At 50.4% G+C, this 19,202-nt stretch carries 22 protein-coding genes; all 22 read right to left on the reverse strand.

Annotated features, from left to right (window positions below; translation table 11 throughout):
- Nucleotides 1-125: 125 nt before the first annotated feature.
- The 22 genes from KNP03_RS02005 to KNP03_RS02110 all read right to left on the reverse strand — a co-directional run bounded on the left by KNP03_RS02005 (nt 126) and on the right by KNP03_RS02110 (nt 19,199).
- The gene (locus KNP03_RS02005) at nt 126-968 is read right to left on the reverse strand and encodes a pyruvate, water dikinase regulatory protein (RefSeq protein WP_214824451.1); all 843 of its coding nucleotides are present in this window, start codon (nt 966-968) and stop codon (nt 126-128) included.
- Nucleotides 955-1,584, reverse strand: a complete 630-nt coding sequence (ccpN, locus tag KNP03_RS02010; protein WP_214824453.1) for a transcriptional regulator CcpN — start codon at nt 1,582-1,584, stop codon at nt 955-957. The genes KNP03_RS02005 and ccpN overlap by 14 nt, the downstream gene beginning before the upstream one ends.
- A 21-nt stretch (nt 1,585-1,605) precedes the next feature.
- The gene (glyS, locus tag KNP03_RS02015; RefSeq protein ID WP_214824455.1) at nt 1,606-3,660 is read right to left on the reverse strand and encodes a glycine--tRNA ligase subunit beta; all 2,055 of its coding nucleotides are present in this window, start codon (nt 3,658-3,660) and stop codon (nt 1,606-1,608) included.
- Nucleotides 3,653-4,546 carry a glycine--tRNA ligase subunit alpha gene (glyQ, locus tag KNP03_RS02020; protein WP_214826179.1) on the reverse strand — a complete coding sequence of 298 codons (894 nt, stop codon included), beginning with the start codon at nt 4,544-4,546 and terminating at the stop codon, nt 3,653-3,655. The genes glyS and glyQ overlap by 8 nt, the downstream gene beginning before the upstream one ends.
- A 290-nt stretch (nt 4,547-4,836) precedes the next feature.
- Nucleotides 4,837-5,586, reverse strand: coding sequence for a DNA repair protein RecO (gene recO, locus KNP03_RS02025; protein ID WP_214824459.1), 750 nt, complete (start codon nt 5,584-5,586; stop codon nt 4,837-4,839).
- Between the two features lie 3 nt (nt 5,587-5,589).
- Nucleotides 5,590-6,498, reverse strand: a complete 909-nt coding sequence (era, locus tag KNP03_RS02030) for a GTPase Era (RefSeq protein WP_214824462.1) — start codon at nt 6,496-6,498, stop codon at nt 5,590-5,592.
- 33 nt (nt 6,499-6,531) lie between these two features.
- Complete coding sequence (locus KNP03_RS02035; RefSeq protein ID WP_338082698.1) at nt 6,532-6,885, reverse strand: diacylglycerol kinase family protein; 354 nt, start codon at nt 6,883-6,885, stop codon at nt 6,532-6,534.
- On the reverse strand, nt 6,882-7,358 hold the full coding sequence (ybeY, locus tag KNP03_RS02040; protein ID WP_214824476.1) for an rRNA maturation RNase YbeY: 477 nt from the start codon (nt 7,356-7,358) through the stop codon (nt 6,882-6,884). Before ybeY ends, KNP03_RS02035 begins: the two co-directional genes overlap by 4 nt.
- Nucleotides 7,336-9,423, reverse strand: coding sequence for an HD family phosphohydrolase (locus KNP03_RS02045; RefSeq protein ID WP_214824479.1), 2,088 nt, complete (start codon nt 9,421-9,423; stop codon nt 7,336-7,338). The genes ybeY and KNP03_RS02045 overlap by 23 nt, the downstream gene beginning before the upstream one ends.
- A 66-nt stretch (nt 9,424-9,489) precedes the next feature.
- Complete coding sequence (locus KNP03_RS02050) at nt 9,490-10,446, reverse strand: PhoH family protein (RefSeq protein ID WP_214826183.1); 957 nt, start codon at nt 10,444-10,446, stop codon at nt 9,490-9,492.
- Nucleotides 10,447-10,581: 135 nt separating this feature from the next.
- Nucleotides 10,582-11,013 (reverse strand): hypothetical protein, encoded by a 432-nt coding sequence (locus tag KNP03_RS02055; RefSeq protein WP_214824482.1) that lies wholly within the window; start codon nt 11,011-11,013, stop codon nt 10,582-10,584.
- 5 nt (nt 11,014-11,018) lie between these two features.
- Nucleotides 11,019-11,999 carry a flotillin-like protein FloA gene (gene floA / locus KNP03_RS02060; RefSeq protein WP_214824485.1) on the reverse strand — a complete coding sequence of 327 codons (981 nt, stop codon included), beginning with the start codon at nt 11,997-11,999 and terminating at the stop codon, nt 11,019-11,021.
- Nucleotides 11,996-12,508, reverse strand: a complete 513-nt coding sequence (locus KNP03_RS02065) for an NfeD family protein (protein WP_214824488.1) — start codon at nt 12,506-12,508, stop codon at nt 11,996-11,998. The genes floA and KNP03_RS02065 overlap by 4 nt, the downstream gene beginning before the upstream one ends.
- A gap of 131 nt (nt 12,509-12,639) precedes the next feature.
- Complete coding sequence (locus KNP03_RS02070) at nt 12,640-13,089, reverse strand: GatB/YqeY domain-containing protein (protein ID WP_074033373.1); 450 nt, start codon at nt 13,087-13,089, stop codon at nt 12,640-12,642.
- A 33-nt stretch (nt 13,090-13,122) separates the two neighbouring features.
- Nucleotides 13,123-13,317 (reverse strand): 30S ribosomal protein S21, encoded by a 195-nt coding sequence (gene rpsU, locus KNP03_RS02075; protein WP_029334745.1) that lies wholly within the window; start codon nt 13,315-13,317, stop codon nt 13,123-13,125.
- A 74-nt stretch (nt 13,318-13,391) separates the two neighbouring features.
- Nucleotides 13,392-14,057 (reverse strand): deoxyribose-phosphate aldolase, encoded by a 666-nt coding sequence (gene deoC, locus KNP03_RS02080; protein WP_214824491.1) that lies wholly within the window; start codon nt 14,055-14,057, stop codon nt 13,392-13,394.
- Nucleotides 14,058-14,135: 78 nt separating this feature from the next.
- On the reverse strand, nt 14,136-15,014 hold the full coding sequence (gene rarD / locus KNP03_RS02085; RefSeq protein WP_214824505.1) for an EamA family transporter RarD: 879 nt from the start codon (nt 15,012-15,014) through the stop codon (nt 14,136-14,138).
- A gap of 109 nt (nt 15,015-15,123) precedes the next feature.
- The gene (locus KNP03_RS02090) at nt 15,124-16,281 is read right to left on the reverse strand and encodes a bifunctional cystathionine gamma-lyase/homocysteine desulfhydrase (RefSeq protein ID WP_214824508.1); all 1,158 of its coding nucleotides are present in this window, start codon (nt 16,279-16,281) and stop codon (nt 15,124-15,126) included.
- Nucleotides 16,247-17,185 carry a PLP-dependent cysteine synthase family protein gene (locus tag KNP03_RS02095; protein ID WP_214824510.1) on the reverse strand — a complete coding sequence of 313 codons (939 nt, stop codon included), beginning with the start codon at nt 17,183-17,185 and terminating at the stop codon, nt 16,247-16,249. The genes KNP03_RS02090 and KNP03_RS02095 overlap by 35 nt, the downstream gene beginning before the upstream one ends.
- Before the next feature lies 1 nt (nt 17,186).
- The gene (locus KNP03_RS02100) at nt 17,187-17,654 is read right to left on the reverse strand and encodes an S-ribosylhomocysteine lyase (RefSeq protein ID WP_214824515.1); all 468 of its coding nucleotides are present in this window, start codon (nt 17,652-17,654) and stop codon (nt 17,187-17,189) included.
- A 12-nt stretch (nt 17,655-17,666) separates the two neighbouring features.
- Nucleotides 17,667-18,293, reverse strand: a complete 627-nt coding sequence (locus KNP03_RS02105; RefSeq protein WP_214824519.1) for a class I SAM-dependent methyltransferase — start codon at nt 18,291-18,293, stop codon at nt 17,667-17,669.
- Between the two features lie 159 nt (nt 18,294-18,452).
- Nucleotides 18,453-19,199 (reverse strand): 16S rRNA (uracil(1498)-N(3))-methyltransferase, encoded by a 747-nt coding sequence (locus tag KNP03_RS02110; RefSeq protein ID WP_214824522.1) that lies wholly within the window; start codon nt 19,197-19,199, stop codon nt 18,453-18,455.
- Nucleotides 19,200-19,202: the final 3 nt, after the last annotated feature.

The raw sequence follows: 19,202 nt of genomic DNA on the forward strand, positions 1-19,202 counted from the left end.
TCACCGCTCCCTGTTTCCAATCTCGCAACGAAACGGAACGCTCAACACGTTCCGTTTCACTGTACTGTCAATACTCTATTATACCTTTTGACAGAGTCGATTACTAATCAAACACTTCCGTTCAGTCAATCGTCACGTGACTGCTCAAGACGACGTAAAATAATACCCGCCGTCTCCTCGACTGCCTTGTTCGTCACATCGATGACTTCACAGCCGATGCGCTCGTATATACCCCGGGCATACTCCAACTCCCGATTGATTCGTTCGAGTTGAGCGTAATCGGCTTCGGGTTTTAACCCGAGCGATTTTAACCGTTCCATCCGAATCGAAATCAACTTTTCAGGTGAGATGATCAGACCGACGCAACGTTCGGCAGGCAGGTCGAACAATTCTTCAGGTGGACGTGACTCCGGGACGAGCGGGACGTTTGCCACTTTGAATCGTTTCAATGCCAAATACTGTGAAAGTGGCGTCTTCGACGTTCGAGACACGCCGACCAACACGATATCCGCTTTTTTCAAACCGCGTGGGTCTCGTCCATCATCATATTTCACCGCGAACTCCATCGCTTCGATTTTCCGGAAATAATCATCATCTAATCGATAGATGAGTCCCGGTTTCTCACGAGGCGGTTCTTTCAAATGCCCGGATAAGGCATCGAGTAAATCTCCTAGCAAATCGACCGTTTTCACCTCATGTTCTTGACCGAGGCGAATCAATAAGTCGCGATGATGTTCGTTGACGAGTGTGAACGCGATGATTGCCTGTTGTGCTTTCGCCTGTGTCACGATATCGACAATCGTGTGCTCATCTTCCACGAAGGGAATACGGAGTGTTTCGATCGCATTTTCATGAAACTGGATACTTGCCGCTCGTACGACGAGCTCACACGTCTCACCGACTGAGTCACTCACGACAAACACGAGTTGTTTTGTTGTCAAAGCGATTTCCTCCTCAGAGTGATTCATCGTTCGCTAGTGCGATGAGCACTTTCGTCATATTGGTCTTTGTCATCCGACCGAGTACAATCAGCTTTCCGTCCTTCTCTTCGACGACCGGCATCGCATCGATTTGCTTCTCGATGAGTTTCATGCCGGCACGAATCAACGTCTCGTCTTTCTCAACGACAGTAATGTTCGGCATGCGCGTCATGATGACATTTACCGGCAACTGATCTAAGTCCTGATTCCCGATCGCGGCACGGAGCAAGTCTTTTCGAGATAGCACGCCGACCAGTTCACCGTCTTTCCCGACGACAAACAACGAGCCCACATCCTCTAAAAACAAGGTGACGACCGCATCATAGACCGTCATCTCATCCCGTACGACTTTTGCAGAAGACATGAAGTCGCCGACCGTCAATGAATCTAATTTTTCACGTAACAGCGTGGAGTTTCGTTTCCCGACGTACGTGTAGCCGACGCGTGGCCGGGCTTCGAGTATTCCCGTCATCGTCAAGATCGCAAGGTCCGGACGGAGCGTGGCACGGGTGAGCGACAACTCTTGTGCGATTTGTTCACCCGTGATCGGTCCGTTGTCCTTTACAATCTCAACGATTTTTTGTTGGCGTTCATTCAGTTGCATAGCCAACCCCCTCTAGTTTGTTCAGAGCACGAGCGCGTTGAAGTTCGCGACGCTCTCAATCGTCGTAGCCAATCGGCTCATTTCGTGCAGACGGTTACGGCGGACCGCTTCGTCATCACTCATGACCATCGTGTGATCAAAATAGGCCACGATTGGTGCTTCAAGTGCACGAAGTGACTCAATTGCCCGCTCATAGTTTCCTGATTCAACGGCTTGTGTCGTCTCAGGGACAATGCGTTCAATCGCCTCATGCAATGCAGCTTCTTCATCGTTCTCAAACAACGTCGGATCTACTTCTCCGGCTTCGCCTTTTTTCGAGATGTTCACGACACGGGACAATTGTTCGATCAACGGTTTCGCATCAGTCGACACAAACTGTTGAACCGCCTGAGCACGTGCATCTAAACGGTCGACCGTCAACGCTGTCGTCATGACAGCATCGATCACATCGTAACGAATGCCTTGTTCCTGGAGTCGATATTTGAGACGAAGCTTGAAGAAATCGACTAACTGCGCCTTGACTTGTTCTTTATCGGCTTCATAAAGTCCTGCCTGAAGTTGTAATTCGACAATTTGTGAAAGTAATTTGTCGATTGTGAGGTCTACTTTCCAATCTCCGAGAATTTGCACGACACCTTGCGCTTGGCGACGGAGAGCGAACGGATCTTGAGAACCGCTTGGAATCAACCCGATTCCGAAGAAAGCAGCGATTGAATCGAGCTTATCCGCCAACGCGAGTACAGCGCCCGTTGGTGTCGCAGGAGACGCATCCCCCGCGAAACGTGGCATGTAATGCTCACGGATGGCAGCCGCCACTTCTTTGTCTTCCCCTTGCTGCAGGGCATATTTTTCTCCCATGATCCCTTGGAGCTCTGTGAACTCATAGACCATCTGACTGACAAGGTCGAACTTATGAATCGCCCCGGCCCGTTCCACTTTTTCCAACTCAGCGTTGAAGAGCGGCGCAAGTGCACGCGCGATATCCGTGACACGACGGGCTTTCGCTCCGGTCGTACCCAATTTTTCATGGAAGACGATCCGGTCGAGACGGGCGAGCTGATCGTCGATTTTCGTCTTCTTATCTTCTTCATAGAAGAAGACCGCATCCGCAAGGCGGGCGCGAATGACTTTCTCGTTCCCTTTCGCGACGTTCGCGAGGTGATCGGCATTTCCGTTACGGACCGTCACGAAGTAATGCTTCAGCGTGTCACCGACGTATACCGGGAAGTAACGTTGATGTTCTTTCATCGTCGTGATGAGTACTTCTTCCGGCAAATCGAGATACGTCTCTTCGAATTCACCGAATAGGGCGGTCGGCCACTCGACGAGGTTCGTGACTTCTTCGAGTAACGCGTCATCAAGCGGGACAGTCCAGCCTTGCTCATTTGCCAATTCACCGATTTGACGCTCAATCTCAGCTTTTCGTTTTTCGTAAGACGCAATGACAAACGCCGATTCAAGCGCTTGCTCATAATCAGCAGGTGTCGAGACGCGCACGTCTCCTTTACTAAGGAAACGGTGACCACGTGTCACATTGCCCGTCTGAACGCCCTCAATCGAAAAGTCGATGATCTCCTCGCCGAACAACGCGATGAGCCAGCGAATCGGACGCATGTAGCGGAGACTGCTCGTGCCCCACTTCATGTTTTTCGGGAAGGTTAATCCACGGACGACTTCTTCAAGCCCTGCAAGAAGAGAGACCGTCGCTTGTCCTGCTTCGTGACGCTCTGCAAAGACATACTCGACTCCTTTTTCTTCTGCGAAATAGAGGTCATCGACCGTCAGACCACGACCACGTGCAAATCCTTGAGCCGCTTTCGACCAGTTGCCCTCAGCATCCTGGGCAATCTTTTTCGCTGGTCCACGAAGTGTCTCTGTCAAATCCTGTTGCTTCTCTTCCACGTCGCGCACGATGACCGCGAGACGCCGTGGTGTCGAATAGACGTCGATCGCACCGAATTCGATACGAGCGTCTGTTAAGAATGTGCTGACACGTTCAGCCAGTTGTTTTTCTGAGCGGAGCACGTATTGAGCCGGAAGCTCTTCCAATCCGATTTCTAAAAGAAGATCACGCATCCAAGTCACCTGCTTTCTCTTGTTTCAAAAGTGGGAAGCCGAGACGTTCCCGTTCTTCAATAAATTTCGCTGCACACGCACGGGACATGTTGCGGACACGTTGAATGAATCCTGTACGTTCCGTTACCGAAATGGCACCTTTCGCATCAAGCAAGTTGAATGTGTGTGAGCATTTCAAAATATAATCATATGCCGGGAAGACGAGGTTTTCCTCAAGCGCACGTTTCGCTTCTTTTTCATACGTGTCAAACAGCGTGAACAACATGTCGACGTCTGATAACTCAAACGTGTATTTTGAATGCTCGAATTCAGGCTGATAGAAGATGTCACCGTATTTGAAGCCGTCCGTCCAAACGAGGTCGAACACACTCTCCACTTCCTGAATGTATGAAGCGAGACGTTCCAAACCGTACGTGATTTCAACGGCGATCGGGTCACACTCAATCCCGCCGACTTGCTGGAAGTATGTGAACTGGGTAATTTCCATCCCGTTCAACCAAACTTCCCAACCGAGGCCAGCTGCCCCGAACGTCGGGTTCTCCCAGTTGTCTTCGACGAAACGGATGTCATGCTCGAGCGGATTGATCCCGATGAGCTCCAAGCTCTCCAAATACAACTCTTGAATGTTGTTCGGAGAAGGTTTCATGATGACTTGGAACTGGTGGTGTTGATACAAACGGTTCGGGTTTTCCCCGTAACGACCGTCAGCCGGACGACGTGACGGCTCTGTGTAACAGACGTTCCACGGTTCCGGTCCGAGGCTGCGTAAAAACGTCATCGGGTTCATCGTCCCGGCCCCTTTTTCTACGTCGTACGCTTGCATCGTCAAGCAGCCTTTCGACGCCCAGAAGTTTTGTAACGTGAGAATGATTTCTTGCACAGTCATGTGCTTCATATATGACACCTCCAATAGTATTGAAACGACAAAAAACGCCCCTATGTGCCATGCACATAGGGACGGGATTTACCCGCGGTTCCACCCTACTTGCCTCAATACGAGGCCACTCTTTGAGTTGTGGGCGCTCTGGAATCGCCATTCACTTTCCACATGACGTCCGGCTCTCACCACCCCGAACTCGCTACTTTCATGTTTTGGAAAGTTACTCATTTCCTTCATTGCGCACGCTATATCATTTGTCTAATCGTAAATTATGGTATCGAATCCGGCGGGAAAAGTCAATCCTCGTTCAAATCAAGACGAATCATTTGATCGAGTACACGTTTCGTTTTCAACCGGAGCCCGCTATACGATTCCATATAGGCATCGAACAACTGACGAAGCAGGAGACGGGATTCTTTCGTGAGCGGCACGGTGCGGAATTCAGCAAGTTCATGCCGGCTCATGAGGTAGAGCAATTTTGCCAACCGTTCACTGAGGCGGAGCGACCCTTCTTCCTGGTGACGTGCACAAAGGAACCCGCCTGAAGAGACAGAGAAATACATCGGGTCACTCACATCATTGCACCGAACACATCCGGTCAATACCGGCGCTACCCCAAGGAGATGTAAAATCCGTAACTCGAAGTGATGTGTGATGATGTCCGCGTCCATCCCGGCATTCAGCGCTTGCAGCGCGTCACTTAAAATCCGGAACAATGGACGATTCGGGACACGATCCTCGACAGCGCGGTCGACGAGTTCGAGCCAATACATCGCATAAGCCATCCGTTCCACATCTTTGCGGATTTCCGGATAAGACGTAATGACGTCGGATGACTTCAATTGCGCGAGTCCTCGGCTCGAGGGGAATATATAGACCCCGTCGACGAACGGTTGGCTCGAGGCATGGAAGCGACTGCCGGGTTTCTTCGCACCCCGTGCCATGACGGCTACTTTCCCAAGCTCTTCTGTAAACAACGTCACGACCTTATTCGATTCCCCGTAATTGACAGTACGAATGACGATTCCCGTGACTTTTTGAAGCATGGCTTAGTACTCGTCGTCACGGAAGCCAAGATCGCGAAGTTGGCCCATCTTGTTTCGCCAGTCTTTCTGAACTTTCACCCATAAATTCAAGTACACTTTCGTACCGAGAAGCGCTTCGATGTCTTGACGGGCCTCCGTTCCGATTTCACGGAGCATTGCGCCTTTCTTACCGATGACGATTCCTTTTTGCGAGTCACGCTCGACCATGATGACGGCCTCGACGTCAATCATTTCCGAGTTTTCACGTTTCTTGATTGACTCGATGGCGACGGCGATCGAGTGTGGGACTTCATCACGTGTTTTGTGGAGTACTTTCTCGCGAATCAATTCCGAGATGATGAACCGTTCCGGGTGGTCGGTCACCTGGTCTGCCGGATAGTACATCGGACCTTCCGGCAACAGCTTTTTAATTTCGCCAAGGAGTGGCTCGACGTTGTTTCCTTGTAAAGCCGAGATTGGGACATACGCCGCAAAGTCGAGCTCGTTCGTATACTGCTCGATGACTTTCGGTAGCTCGTCCGGATGAATCAAGTCAATTTTGTTCATGACGAGGATGATGGGTGTATCCAGTCCTTTGAGTTTCTCGATAATGAAGTCATCTCCCGCACCACGCGGCTCTGTCACGTTGACCATGAACAGAATGGCGTCGACTTCACGAAGCGCGTTCGTCGCCACTTTCATCATGAAGTCACCAAGACGATGCTTCGGTTTATGAATCCCTGGTGTATCAATGAAGATGATTTGGGAATCATCTGCCGTGTAGACACCTTGTACTTTATTTCGAGTCGTTTGCGGTTTGTCTGACATGATGGCAATTTTCTGCCCGATGACCCGGTTTAAAAATGTTGATTTCCCGACGTTCGGACGCCCGATAATCGATACAAAACCTGATTTAAAATCTTCCTGATACATAATGCACCTGCTTTCTAAATTTCAGAACCCCTATTATAGCATGTTCCATACCGCGATGAGATGAGGGACGAAGATCACGCTTGCCGTGACTGCCGCTCCAATCGATGCCACCAACACGGCACCTGCCGCGACATCCTTCGCTCGCTTCGCTAACGGTTTGATCTCAGTCGTCACCAAATCGACGGTACGTTCAATCGCCGTATTGACCAGTTCAAGCGTGAAGACGGCAACGACCCACCCGAATAAGATCAAGTTTTCCATCGTCGACGTTTCGAGCCAGAAGGCGAACACCGTCACCAAACACGCCGCGATGACATGGACACGCATATTGCGTTCTGTGCGAATCGCGTGAATCACACCTTCCATCGCCCACCAAAACGGTTTCACACTTCGCCTCGTTTCAGCTCGAAGTGAGCCAGCACTTCCTCTTGCCGTGCCGTCATGACCGCCTCTTCCTCAGGCGTCATATGGTCATACCCTAATAAATGAAGGAATCCGTGGATGGCCAAGAAGCCGAGTTCACGTTCAAATGAGTGACCATAGTCGGCCGCCTGTTCCCGGCAACGCTCTACCGAGATGACGAGGTCACCGAGGAGGTGGGGTTCGTCTTCATCTAGCATGAAGTCCATCTCCTCTTCACCCATCTCGTCGAAGGCGAAACTAATCACATCGGTCGGCGCATCCTTGCCTCTCCATTCCCGGTTAATGTCGTGGATTTCTTCATTCGTTAAAAACGTCACCGATAATTCACTCGGTTCCTCCACGTCTTCTAATTGTGCCGCATGGGCCAGCACCGCTTCGACCAGCTCAACCTGGTCCTGAGTCAACAACCCATGCTCATCGTTCGAGATGATTTGCATGTAATTCCCCTTCTTTCTTCATTTCTGGATATTCGATTCGTTCATGGAACAACCCAGTCAATGTCTCACAAGCACTATCGCCGACCTGCCAAATCTCTTTCGTCGTCAAGTCACAATCCTTGAATTGACCGTCTGCGAGTTTGTCACGGATGATGGAGCTGACGAGCTGACGGATTTTCTCCGGTGTCGGTTGCTTTTGTGAGCGGACAGCTGCTTCGATCGAGTCGACAATCATGACCACGGCAGCCTCCCGCGTCTGAGGTGTCGGTCCCGGATAACGGAATCGGGACTCGGGTACTTCTTTTTCGGTTTCTTCTTTTGCCTTCACATAAAAATATTTCAATAGAGACGTGCCGTGATGCTGCTCCGCGATATCCACGATTTCTTTCGGCAGTTTGTAACGGCGAAGCAAATCGGCTCCATCGTACGGATGGGCCATGATGATATCGGCTGATTCTTCCGGCGTCAAGCGATCGTGCGGATTCCCTCCGCCTTGCTGATTCTCAATAAAATGCAACGGCCGCTCCGTCTTTCCAAGGTCATGATAATAACTGGCAACACGGGCAAGCAGACCGTCTGCACCGATCGCCTCACATGCGGACTCCGCAAGATTGGCAACCATCATACTATGATGGTATGTACCCGGTGCCTCCATGAGGAGTTTTCGCAAAAGCGGGTGCGTCGGACTCATCAATTCAATGAGTCGATTCGAGGACAAGACCCCGAACCAAGGTTCCAGGAATGGCAGGAAGCCAAATGTGAGCACGATGGAAAGCAAGGCGCTCAATACGGCGAATCCTGAAAGATACATGACCATTTCCCAGGAAATTTGTATGTTTCGTAAAAACAATAACGCGAGCACCATGATGATGTTGATGATTCCAAGTAAGATCCCTGAGCCGAAAAGGCGTTTCCGCTGAATCTTCGGTTCTACGAGAAAGACGGCCAAGAAGCTGCCGGTCGCGACATAAACAATCGTCATGAAACTCGTACTTTGACCGTACGTCACCACGATGCTGCCGGCAATCATCGTAATCAAGGCAGAAGCGAGGGCGACCCGCTCATCTACCAATATACGGAGCAGTAAAACGACGAATGCGGTCGGCGCCAAAATGTAGGCGTAAGTCGTGTACTCGATCCCGATATACCCGACCCCAAAAAACATGCCCATTTGTAATAATAAAAGTCCATATACGATCAGTAAAATTTTAGGGCGGAGCAACAGTTCCTTGATTTTAGAACGGATGAGCATGAACAAAAAACCGCCCGTCAACAACCCGCTCAGTAAGAACGACCCGAACATCGGGGCCAAAGAACGGTTCGGGTCAATCGCACCCGACAGTTCTAATTTACGGTAAATCTCACGCGTCACGACCTCACCTTGACTGACGAGCAACTGCCCTTCTTGGATGATGACCGGGTCGACCGCATCGACGGCCTCCTGTTCTTTTTGGCGCGTCGCCTCCGAGTCGAACACATAGTTCGGAACGATCAGTTCATCGGTCAACGTCTTCGCGATGGCACGATATTCAAAAGAGAGCGGTGATTGATCGATGATGGTTGCTGCACGATCTCGTGCATCGGCGATCGATTCCGAACTCGTTTCAATCCGGGCGTTCATCACTTTTTGCAAGGCAGTCACGGTCACATCTTCTACCGTTTGCCGGGAATTCGAATTTGCCTCGAGCAGTGAATTCAATTCCTCGTCCGCGATCATACCGCTGGCTTCAGTCGAATTGAGCCTGCTCTTGATATCGGCAAGTTCGGTCTCTTCGTCCGTATTTTCAAAGGCGGCGAAGAGCTGCTCGACTTTCGCGATCTGCTGGTCTGCAAATTCACGCCGTAATGAAAACTGACTCCCGACACTGTTCGCGACGTCCTGCTTCAAACGTTCGGTCGCGACACGATCTTCGACGGTGATCGGAGAGCGGATATCCTGTTCCGCGATCCCCAACGGCTCCACACTAATGATCGACGGGCGCACCGTGAAATATAGAATTGCCCCAAGGATGAGGAAGAATATGAGCGATATCGTTGCTACTGTCCAATTTTTGGCTTGCTGCATCAGTGCCCCCCCTTTTTGAGTTGATTTGTTGAACGTTGCCCCATATGCAAACGTCCATCCCCTAAATCAAGTGATATCTGTGCTATATGCATTGATGATTTTTTTGACGAGCGGATGACGGACGACGTCGGATGCACTGAAATGTTCGAAGTGAATGCCGTCGACCCCTTCAAGCAGACGGAGCGCTTCCTGCAATCCTGACGCCTTCCCTTTCGGTAAATCGACTTGTGTCAAATCCCCTGTGACGACCATCTTCGAACCAAATCCGAGGCGTGTCAAAAACATCTTCATTTGTTCTTTTGTCGTATTTTGCGCTTCATCTAAAATAACGAACGCATCTTCCAATGTCCGCCCCCGCATGTAAGCGAGCGGTGCGACCTCGATTGTGCCACGCTCTAACAAGCGGTTTGTCTGTTCGACTCCATAGACATCAAACAAGGCGTCATATAGCGGTCGTAAGTACGGGTCGACTTTTTCCTTCAAGTCCCCCGGTAAGAAACCGAGATTTTCACCGGCCTCGACAGCCGGTCGGGTCAGGATGATCCGCTTCACTTGTCCCTCTTTTAACGCACGCGCTGCTAATACGACGGCTAAGTATGTTTTACCGGTCCCAGCCGGTCCGATGCCAAAGACGAGGTCACGCCGTTCGATCGCACGGACGTAACGACTTTGCCCGACCGTCTTCGCACGAATCGGTTTTCCTTTATTTGTCGTAAAGACGACTCGCTCGTAGTGTTCCAGCAATTCATCGCCTTTTCCGACTTGAATATGTTGAATGACGCTGATGGCATCACTTTCGTTTAGCCGTGCGCCCTTTTTGACGAGTTTTTGTAACGTGGTGACGACTTGTTTCGCCAATTCTAGCGTCTCAGTCGAATCCGCCTGAATAATCAACTCTTCCCCGCGTGGGATGAGTGCCACTTTCAACTCCGTTTCAATCGCTTGGAACACTTCGTCTTTCGGTCCCAATAGCGCTTGCGCTTCATTCGCATGTTCCATCACAAATGGAATTTTATCAGTCATAATCAATGGATGTTTTGCCCCCTCCTGAAATTAGGATGTTCCTCTTTTACTTTAGCACTATCATCCCATTCGTGAAAGAATGAGTGACCAATTTCCCATTCAAAAAGGCAGTGACTTGACGTCACTGCCTGCTGTCTATCGTTTACGCTTTGAGATCGGCGGTTGCAGGATTTCACTCCAAATGACCGCTTCGCGCATTTGCTTCTTCGACAATTTTGGAGTTTTCGTAACCGTCTCCTCACGCATCGGAGGGATTTTGACGGTTTGTTCGAAATGAGCACTGACCTTCGGCGTCTCCACTGCCCGAGGCCGGGGCGATTCTGTTCCCCGGTCTTCCGACCTGGCGACGCGTCGTCTCACCTTTTGAGGAGGTGCCGGTTTTTCTGAACCGGTATCCTCATCAAATGCATGCTCAATCTCCTTCATCACATCACCGACCGAGTCCAGGTAGCGTTTCAATTCACTACTTTGGGGGCGGTCTTTTGAAGAGGAGGATTTTTCAAGCCGCTTCATGACCGCAGAAGCAATCCCGAAGGCGGCAAGGAGTAGTACCCATAATCCATCCATATCCATCACTCGCTATCTGGTTCGACTGGCTGTCCGATTGCTTTACGCATTTGCGTGTCCGCTTGGACGTTCAAGTAATTCACGTAATCCATGACGCCGAGTTTTCCTTGACGGAGCGCTTCCGCCATTGCGAGCGGTACTTCCGCCTCGGCACTGACGACTTTGGCACGCATCTCTTCGACAGAAGACTTCATCTCTTGCTCGCGGGCGATCGCCATCGCACGGCGTTCTTCCGCCTTCGCCTGGGCAATCTTCTTGTCTGCTTCCGCCTGGTCGGTTTGAAGAACGGCCCCGATGTTTTTACCGATATCGATGTCGGCAATATCAATCGACAGAATCTCAAATGCCGTACCTGAATCCAATCCTTTTGTGAGTACGGTACGTGAAATCAAATCAGGATTTTCAAGGACATGTTTATGGTTGTTTTGAGAACCGATCGTCGAGACGACACCTTCGCCGACACGGGCGATAATCGTTTCTTCTCCGGCACCCCCGACGAGGCGGTCGATGTTGGCACGCACGGTAATTCGTGCTTTCGCCTTCACTTCAATCCCGTCCATCGCCACACCTGCGATAAACGGCGTTTCAATGACTTTCGGGTTAACCGACATTTGCACTGCTTCCAATACGTTACGTCCTGCTAAATCGATGGCCGCTGCTCGTTCAAATGTCAATTCGATGTTCGCACGGTGAGCCGCAATCAACGCGTTGACGACCCGGTCGACATTCCCACCTGCTAAGAAGTGACTTTCGAGCTGGTTTGTGTTCAATCCAAGGCCAGCCTTTACCGCCTTGATGAGCGGGTTGACAATTTTTGAAGGCACAACGCGACGCAGACGCATTCCGATCAATGTGAAAATCGAGACGTGTACGCCCGCTGCAAACGAACTGATCCATAATCCGACAGGTACAAATGTGAAAAATACAGCGAGTACGATTAAACTCCCACCCGCGATGAGTAAAGTGGTCAAAATCTCTGGTGTCATTCTGTTACATCCTCCTTCGGCTCTATAAAGCTACGCACGACGATACGTCCTGAATCGACTTTATATACCTGAACTTTTGTGTTTTGATCGAGATAACCGCCTTCTGTCACGACGTCGAGTCGTTCGCCGTCGATTTCAACCGTCCCGGCCGGGCGTAGTGGAGTCAAAGTGACACCTACTTTACCTAGCAACTGTTTCCGGTCTTCATGTGACAAATAACCTTTTTCCGTGGAGGTCGCATCGGTCAAAATCAATCCTTTGTAAAGAAGCGGACGGTTCGTGCTTAGACGACGATAGGCCCAAAATCCTAACCCACCGATGATTGCTGTCGCTAATCCGACCGACAACCAAATGTGACCGAGTGTCGCCCCTGCCATGATCAAGCTCGCGACGACCGCTCCGATTCCAAGCACTCCAAATATCCCAAAACCTGCGACGAAAACTTCAATCCCTAATAAAACGGCTCCGACGATAAATACCGTCAGAATCACTCCGAGACTAAATGTCATCGTTCTGTTACCCCCTTTCGAGTTCAACGTGATCTCTTATCTCTAGTGTATACGAAACAAGCTGGAATGTGGTTTCACAATACGCAAAAAAAGCAGAAACTTTCGGTTTCCCAAAAGTTCCTGCTTCTTCATTAATTCGTCAATTGTTGTTTGACAATTCGGTTCACAAGACCACCGTCTGCCTTGCCTTTGACTTGTGGCATGACGACGCCCATCACCTTACCCATATCAGATGGAGCGGACGCATTCGTTTGAGCGATTGCCGCTTGGACGATTGCAGTCACTTCATCTTCTGAAAGTTGTTCAGGCATATAGGCCTCTAGTACGACAATCTCTTCTGCTACTTTGGAAGCAAGGTCTTCACGACCAGCGCTTTCGAATTCTCGGAGGGAGTCTCTGCGCTGTTTCATCTCTCGGTTGAGCACCGTGAGTTCCTCTTCCTCAGTAAGATCTTGCCGACCTAGTTTGATAGCCTCATTTTGGAGCGACGCTTTCACCATCCGGATCGTCGTGAGACGATCTTTCTGTTTAGCGCGCATGGCTTGCTTCATGTCGTCCGTCAAGCGTTCTTGAAGACTCATGAGCCAACACCCTCTCTACAAATGAAACTGGAATCAGAATTTCTTACGCTTACGCGCAGCTTCTGATTTCAATTTACGTTTTACGCTTGGCTTTTCGTAGTGACGACGTTTACGAACTTCGGCAAGTGTGCCATCTTTCGAAACACCGCGTTTGAAACGACGAAGAGCGTCTTCAAGCGATTCGTTTTTACGGACACGAGTTTCCACTAGTTTTCCCTCCCTCCGAATTACACGACTAAGGAAACGTGTTTCACACGTCATATCATATTATAGTGAAATTAAGTCGTGTGGTCAACCACTTATTAATAGTCGCTGTCTGAACGGCCGCCAGTGACGATGGCGATACCAGCTGAAGCACCGATGCGTGTCGCACCAGCGTCGATCATCGCTTTCGCACCTTCGAAGTCACGAACGCCACCTGAAGCTTTTACGCCGAGGTCAGGTCCGACTGTTTCGCGCATGAGGCGAATGTCTTCGACTGTTGCGCCGCCAGTTGAGAAGCCAGTCGATGTTTTGACGAAGTCTGCTCCTGCTTTCACTGAAAGCTCAGCTGCTTTTTTAATTTCTTCTTTCGTGAGCATGCATGTCTCGAAGATCACTTTGACGAGTGTACCGTTTGCCGCTTCGACAACCGCACGGATGTCACGCTCTACGAGGTCGTAGTCGCCGTCTTTAAGTGCTGCGATGTTGATGACCATGTCGACTTCGTCTGCACCGTTTGCAATCGCGTCTTTTGTTTCGAACGCTTTCACTTCAGGTGTGTTCGCTCCAAGCGGGAAGCCGATGACCGTACATACCTTGACGTCGTCATCTGATTTGAGTTGTTCAGCTGCATACTTCACCCATGTCGGGTTGACACATACGCTCGCGAATTTGTACTCAAGTGCTTCTTCACAAAGTTTTGTGATTTGGTCTTTCGTTGTTTCAGCCTTTAATGCTGTGTGATCAATGTAACGTGCTAATTCCATAATCTATTTCCTCCTCTGACATATAAGTCTGACATCTAACATATTATCATGTTTTTTCGAATTGTAACAGCTTTCAGATTAGACAAATTGACGACGTTTTCGTGCAATGACCCAACTATTCCAGCTAAAGAAGAGAATCGCGAGCCAAATACACGTAAACGCGAAGACGTGATACGATGTGAACGGTTCAGCGTACAACAGGACTCCGATTGCAAGACTAAGACTCGGTGCGATGAACTGTAAAAAACCAACGAGCGTGAACGGGATATGCTGCGCCCCGTAACCGAACAATAGTAGCGGAAGCGCCGTGATCACACCCGTACCAAAGAGTGCAAGCCACATGATCGGCGACGTGGTCAGGACCATCTCGCCGCTCGACGCCTCGACCCCAAGAAACACAAGGGCAAGCGGAACGACAGCCAACGTCTCGATGCCAAGACTGACCGTTGAGGCAAGGGGGCGTCGCTTCTTCACCAGACTATAAAACCCGAACGTACCTGCCAATACGAATGAAATCCATGGGAATGCCCCGTAACCAAACGTCAGGACAAGCACACCGAGCGTGGCGATCCCGACAGCCGTCCATTGGACTCGGTTTAATGATTCCCGAAATACGACAACCCCTAACACCATACTCATGAGGGGGTTGATGTAGTAACCGAGTGATGCCTCGATGATATATCCGTGATTGACCGCCCAAATGTAGACGAACCAGTTCGAACTGACGATGAACCCGTTCAACATGAACGCGTTGCGTGTCGCACGATGTCGCATCGCATATTTGAATTCGACCCACTGATTCGTCCATTTCAATACGAGCAGAATGAATAAAAACGACCAGATAATTCGATGTGCTAAAATTTGTCCGCTCGGGACCTCTTGTAGAAACTTCCAATAGATCGGGAGGACTCCCCACATCACATACGCCCCGACCGTTGTCCAAACCCCTTTATTCAACTGTTCACCCGCTCTCTTTCAAGATAGAAATAGTTTAGTCGATGAAGCACACCCATACAAGACTTTTGTTCCTACATGAAAAAAAGACGCCGTAGCGCCTTTTTGTTTCTTACAGTTTAATCGAATCGACTACCGCGAGCGCACTCTCCAAATCCTCAATCAAGTCCTCGACATCTTCCAGACCGACAGAGATTCGTACGAGTCCATCCGTAATCCCGAGCTCCTGACGTCGTTCAGCCGGAATCGACGCATGCGTCATGCGTGCCGGTACGCTGATCAAGCTTTCGACCGCACCTAAACTTTCTGCCAGTGTAAAGTATTTCGTGCTTGCCACGACCTGCTCTGCCGCCTCGGCAGAACCGACGTCAAAGGCAATCATTCCGCCAAAGCCGCGTGCTTGCGACAGATGGACCTGTTTCGCGGATTCAGCTGCGACACTCGGGTGGAGGATCCGTGAAACTGCCGGGTTCGACTGAAGCGTTTTTACGATCGCCAAGGCGTTCGCTTCAATCGCTTCCATTCGTACAGCAAGTGTTTTGATGCCACGCACGACTAAGAAACTGTCCTGAGGTCCAAGCACCGCTCCTACCGAGTTTTGTAGGAAAGCCAGGTCCTCGCCTAACTCTTCCGTCCGTGCGACGACGAGACCCGCCACGACATCACTGTGACCCCCAAGATATTTCGTCGCACTATGGAGCACGTAGTCTGCGCCGAGCTCGATCGGATTTTGGAAGTAAGGCGTCATGAACGTATTATCGACGACGAGAAGTACATTTGCCTCATCGGCCACCGCACGCATGGCACGTAAGTCCGTGACGTTTAAAAGCGGATTCGTCGGCGTTTCCACATAAATCATTTTCGTGTTCGCTTGAATGGCGTCTCGAACAGCCTGCTCGTCCGACGTATCGACAAAAGTCGCCTCCAGGCCTCGTGATTGAAATACTCGATTGAATACACGGTACGTTCCTCCATATACATCAGACCCGACAATGACGTGGTCTCCAGATTTCAATAGCATGAGTACGGTAGAAACGGCCGCCATCCCGGAGCCGAACGCAAATCCTCGTGCTCCGCCCTCGATGTCCGCAATGAGCGTCTCGAGTGCTGTGCGGGTCGGGTTTGCCGAGCGGGAATATTCATACCCTTCCCGTAACTTCCCGATCCCGTCCTGTTTATAAGTACTCGTTTGATAAATCGGTGGTGTGACGGCTCCTGTCAACGGGTCCGTCGTTTTACCACCGTGAATGAGTGCTGTCTTTGTACGCATGTTCTGCCTCCTTGACAATTCCTTGACTTAAATATCTTTCCGCGCTATCCGGTAAGATGGTCACAATCGTGCCTTCCGTCATTTGATTTGCTTCTTTCACACAAGCCGCAATCGCCGCCCCGGAAGAACTGCCAATGAGCAGCCCTTCCTGTTTCGCCAGATGTGCCACGTAATAAAACGCCTCATCGTCTGTAATCGTGTGAATCGCATCCACATAGGACCTTTCAAGAAACGGCGGCCATTTTTCAACACCGATTCCTTCTGTCTTATGTGGTCCCGGCTCACCACCATTTAAAATCGATCCAACCGGTTCGACGATGACCGTCTTCGTTCCGAGCGGTTTCAAGGTTTGCGCAACACCTGCGAACGTCCCGCCCGATCCTGCCCCAGCGACAAATAAATCGATTTGCGACAGGTCATCCAGCAGTTCTTGCGCCAATGTATCGACATAAGTTGCTGGGTTATCCGGATTGGAGAACTGTTCCGGCACATATGCCCCTTCATGCTTCGCCAGTTCTTTGGCGTGGGCGATGGCCCCTTTCATCCCGAGCTCGGTCGGCGTGTTCACGACCGTCGCGCCGAGCAAGGACATGAGTGCCTGCTTCTCTTGACTGAATTTTTCCGGTGTCACGGTGATCAGCCTCACACCGTAGCGCTGACACGCGAGAGCGAGTCCAATTCCCGTATTCCCGGCTGTCGGTTCGATGACTGTCCCGCCACGTTCGAGTTGCCCCCGCTCGATGGCCTGTTCGATCAACTTTAGACCAAGGCGGTCCTTGACGCTGCCTCCGGGATTCATCATCTCCATCTTGCCGTACACTTTCACGCCGTTTGGAACGGGAAGTGTCCGTAATTCGATGAGCGGTGTATCTCCAATTAGCGCATAGACGTCACGGACGATCATGTCACGCTTCGTCCTTGAATACGATGTGCCACTCGTCACGTTTTGCGAGCATGTCCGCCGCCAATTTTTTTGCCCCTTCGAAATCATGATGATTCGCATTTCCGCATTGGACCGGATTTTGTGCCGGGAGTTCTTCTGCGTTCATCGCGTCACGTAACGTCGCCTCGACGATATCGAGCATCCGTTCATAGTCCCCATCGTTCAACATCGTCCAGTAAAATCCGGTCTGGCATCCCATCGGTGAAATGTCGACGATGTCATCTGAATGGTTGCGGCTGTTCTCGGCAATCAAATGTTCGAGCGAGTGAACCGCACGCATCGGCATGAGTCCTTCATTCGGTTGAATGAAGCGGATGTCATATTTATAGATCGTATCTGCCGTTCCTTCTTTCACACCAGCCAAACGGACAAACGGTGCCTGTACTTTTGTGTGATCCAAGTTAAAGCTTTCTACGTTATATGTTTTCATGATCAATTCCTCCTATTGTTTCGTCGCGACGACGAGCCATACGAATTTATTTTTTTGCGTCATGTCTACCCGGTATCCGTTCGCTTCCAGCATAGAACGGATTGTTTGTGTCCATGGATAAAACTCACGGTTCAAATCTTCAACTAAATCACCATAACCTCGAGCGGATGCCCAGTCGATGATTTGCTGACGCGCCTCACTTGATTCGAACATCGTGTCGAGCAACACAAAGCGTGGTGTATCGAACGCGGTTGCGTAGCGTTCAATCGCCTCTCGTTTCTCTTCATCCGTCAAGTGATGGAATGCGTAACTGGACACAATGGTGTCGACTGACTGATCGGTTGGAAAATTTAAAAAATCTCCATGTTGCACCTGCAGGCCGAGCTTCCGCTCAGCGACCTCACGCATTTCAGGCGACGGTTCGATGGCAATCAACGGATGACTCGCTTGGATTCTCGAACTCAAGTTTCCTGTTCCGACACCAAATTCCATGACGACACCCGTCAACTTCGATACGACCTCATCCAGCATCTCGTCATACCCTTTGAACACCTCTTCATACTGCGGGTCTTTTCCGTAAACGGCCGCGTCATACTCTTTCGCCCATTCTTTAAAGACGTCTAAAAATTGAAGTCCCATCGATTCACCTCGTTTTAATTCCGACAATGTTGATATGTTTTATATGAATTATCTGTAGTTCAGAGGATATCAGCTTTTACCGAAAAGCTCAACCCTTTTGTCTGAAGTTTTTGAACACAAAAAAAGACCCGCTCGTCAAATTGACAAGCAAGTCTTCATTCAGGCTAATTCGAATGCGTATGAAATGGCAGCCAGGGCATAGAGGGGTGCCGTCTCCGACCGTAAAATACGCGGACCAAAAGCACACGGGACCGCTCCCGAGCCGATCCATTCCGACACTTCACTTTCGTCGAAGCCCCCCTCAGGTCCAACCATGACCAATAGACGTGCTCCAGACCGGAGTTCTTTCAATGTGTTCGCGAAGGAAGAGCGTTCCCCTTCTTTCGCCGTTTCTTCATACGCTAAGATGACCGCATCGTATTGCGGAAACTGCGCTTTCACCTGTTTCGCTGTGACATACTCACAGGAAGGCACAACCGCGCGATACGATTGCTCTGCCGCTTCCTGCATGATTTTCTGAAGACGTTCCACTTTTTTGGACGCTTTCTTCCCGTCCCATTTCGCGACCGAGCGATTCGACTCGAACACGAGCAAGTGATGGACACCAAGCTCTGTCGCTTTTTGTGCCACGAGCTCGATTTTATCCCCTTTTGGCAAGGCATAGGCGAGCGTCACTTCAACCGGCAATTCGGTCGTCGCACGCCGTTTCGATTGAATGGTCGCGACACCGCTCTTTTTCTCGAGCGACTCGACGACACAGGCATATTCCATCCCCGTTCCATCGAGTAAGACCATCTCGTATCCTGGTCCTTGACGGAGAACGGTACCGATATGATGGACGACATCCTCAGGCAAGATGACCTTGTCAGAGGCAAAAGCACCTTGTGATAAGAAATATCGCTGCATCGC

The organism is Exiguobacterium algae (genome assembly GCF_018617875.1).
Taxonomy (GTDB): Bacteria; Bacillota; Bacilli; order Exiguobacteriales; family Exiguobacteriaceae; genus Exiguobacterium; species Exiguobacterium algae.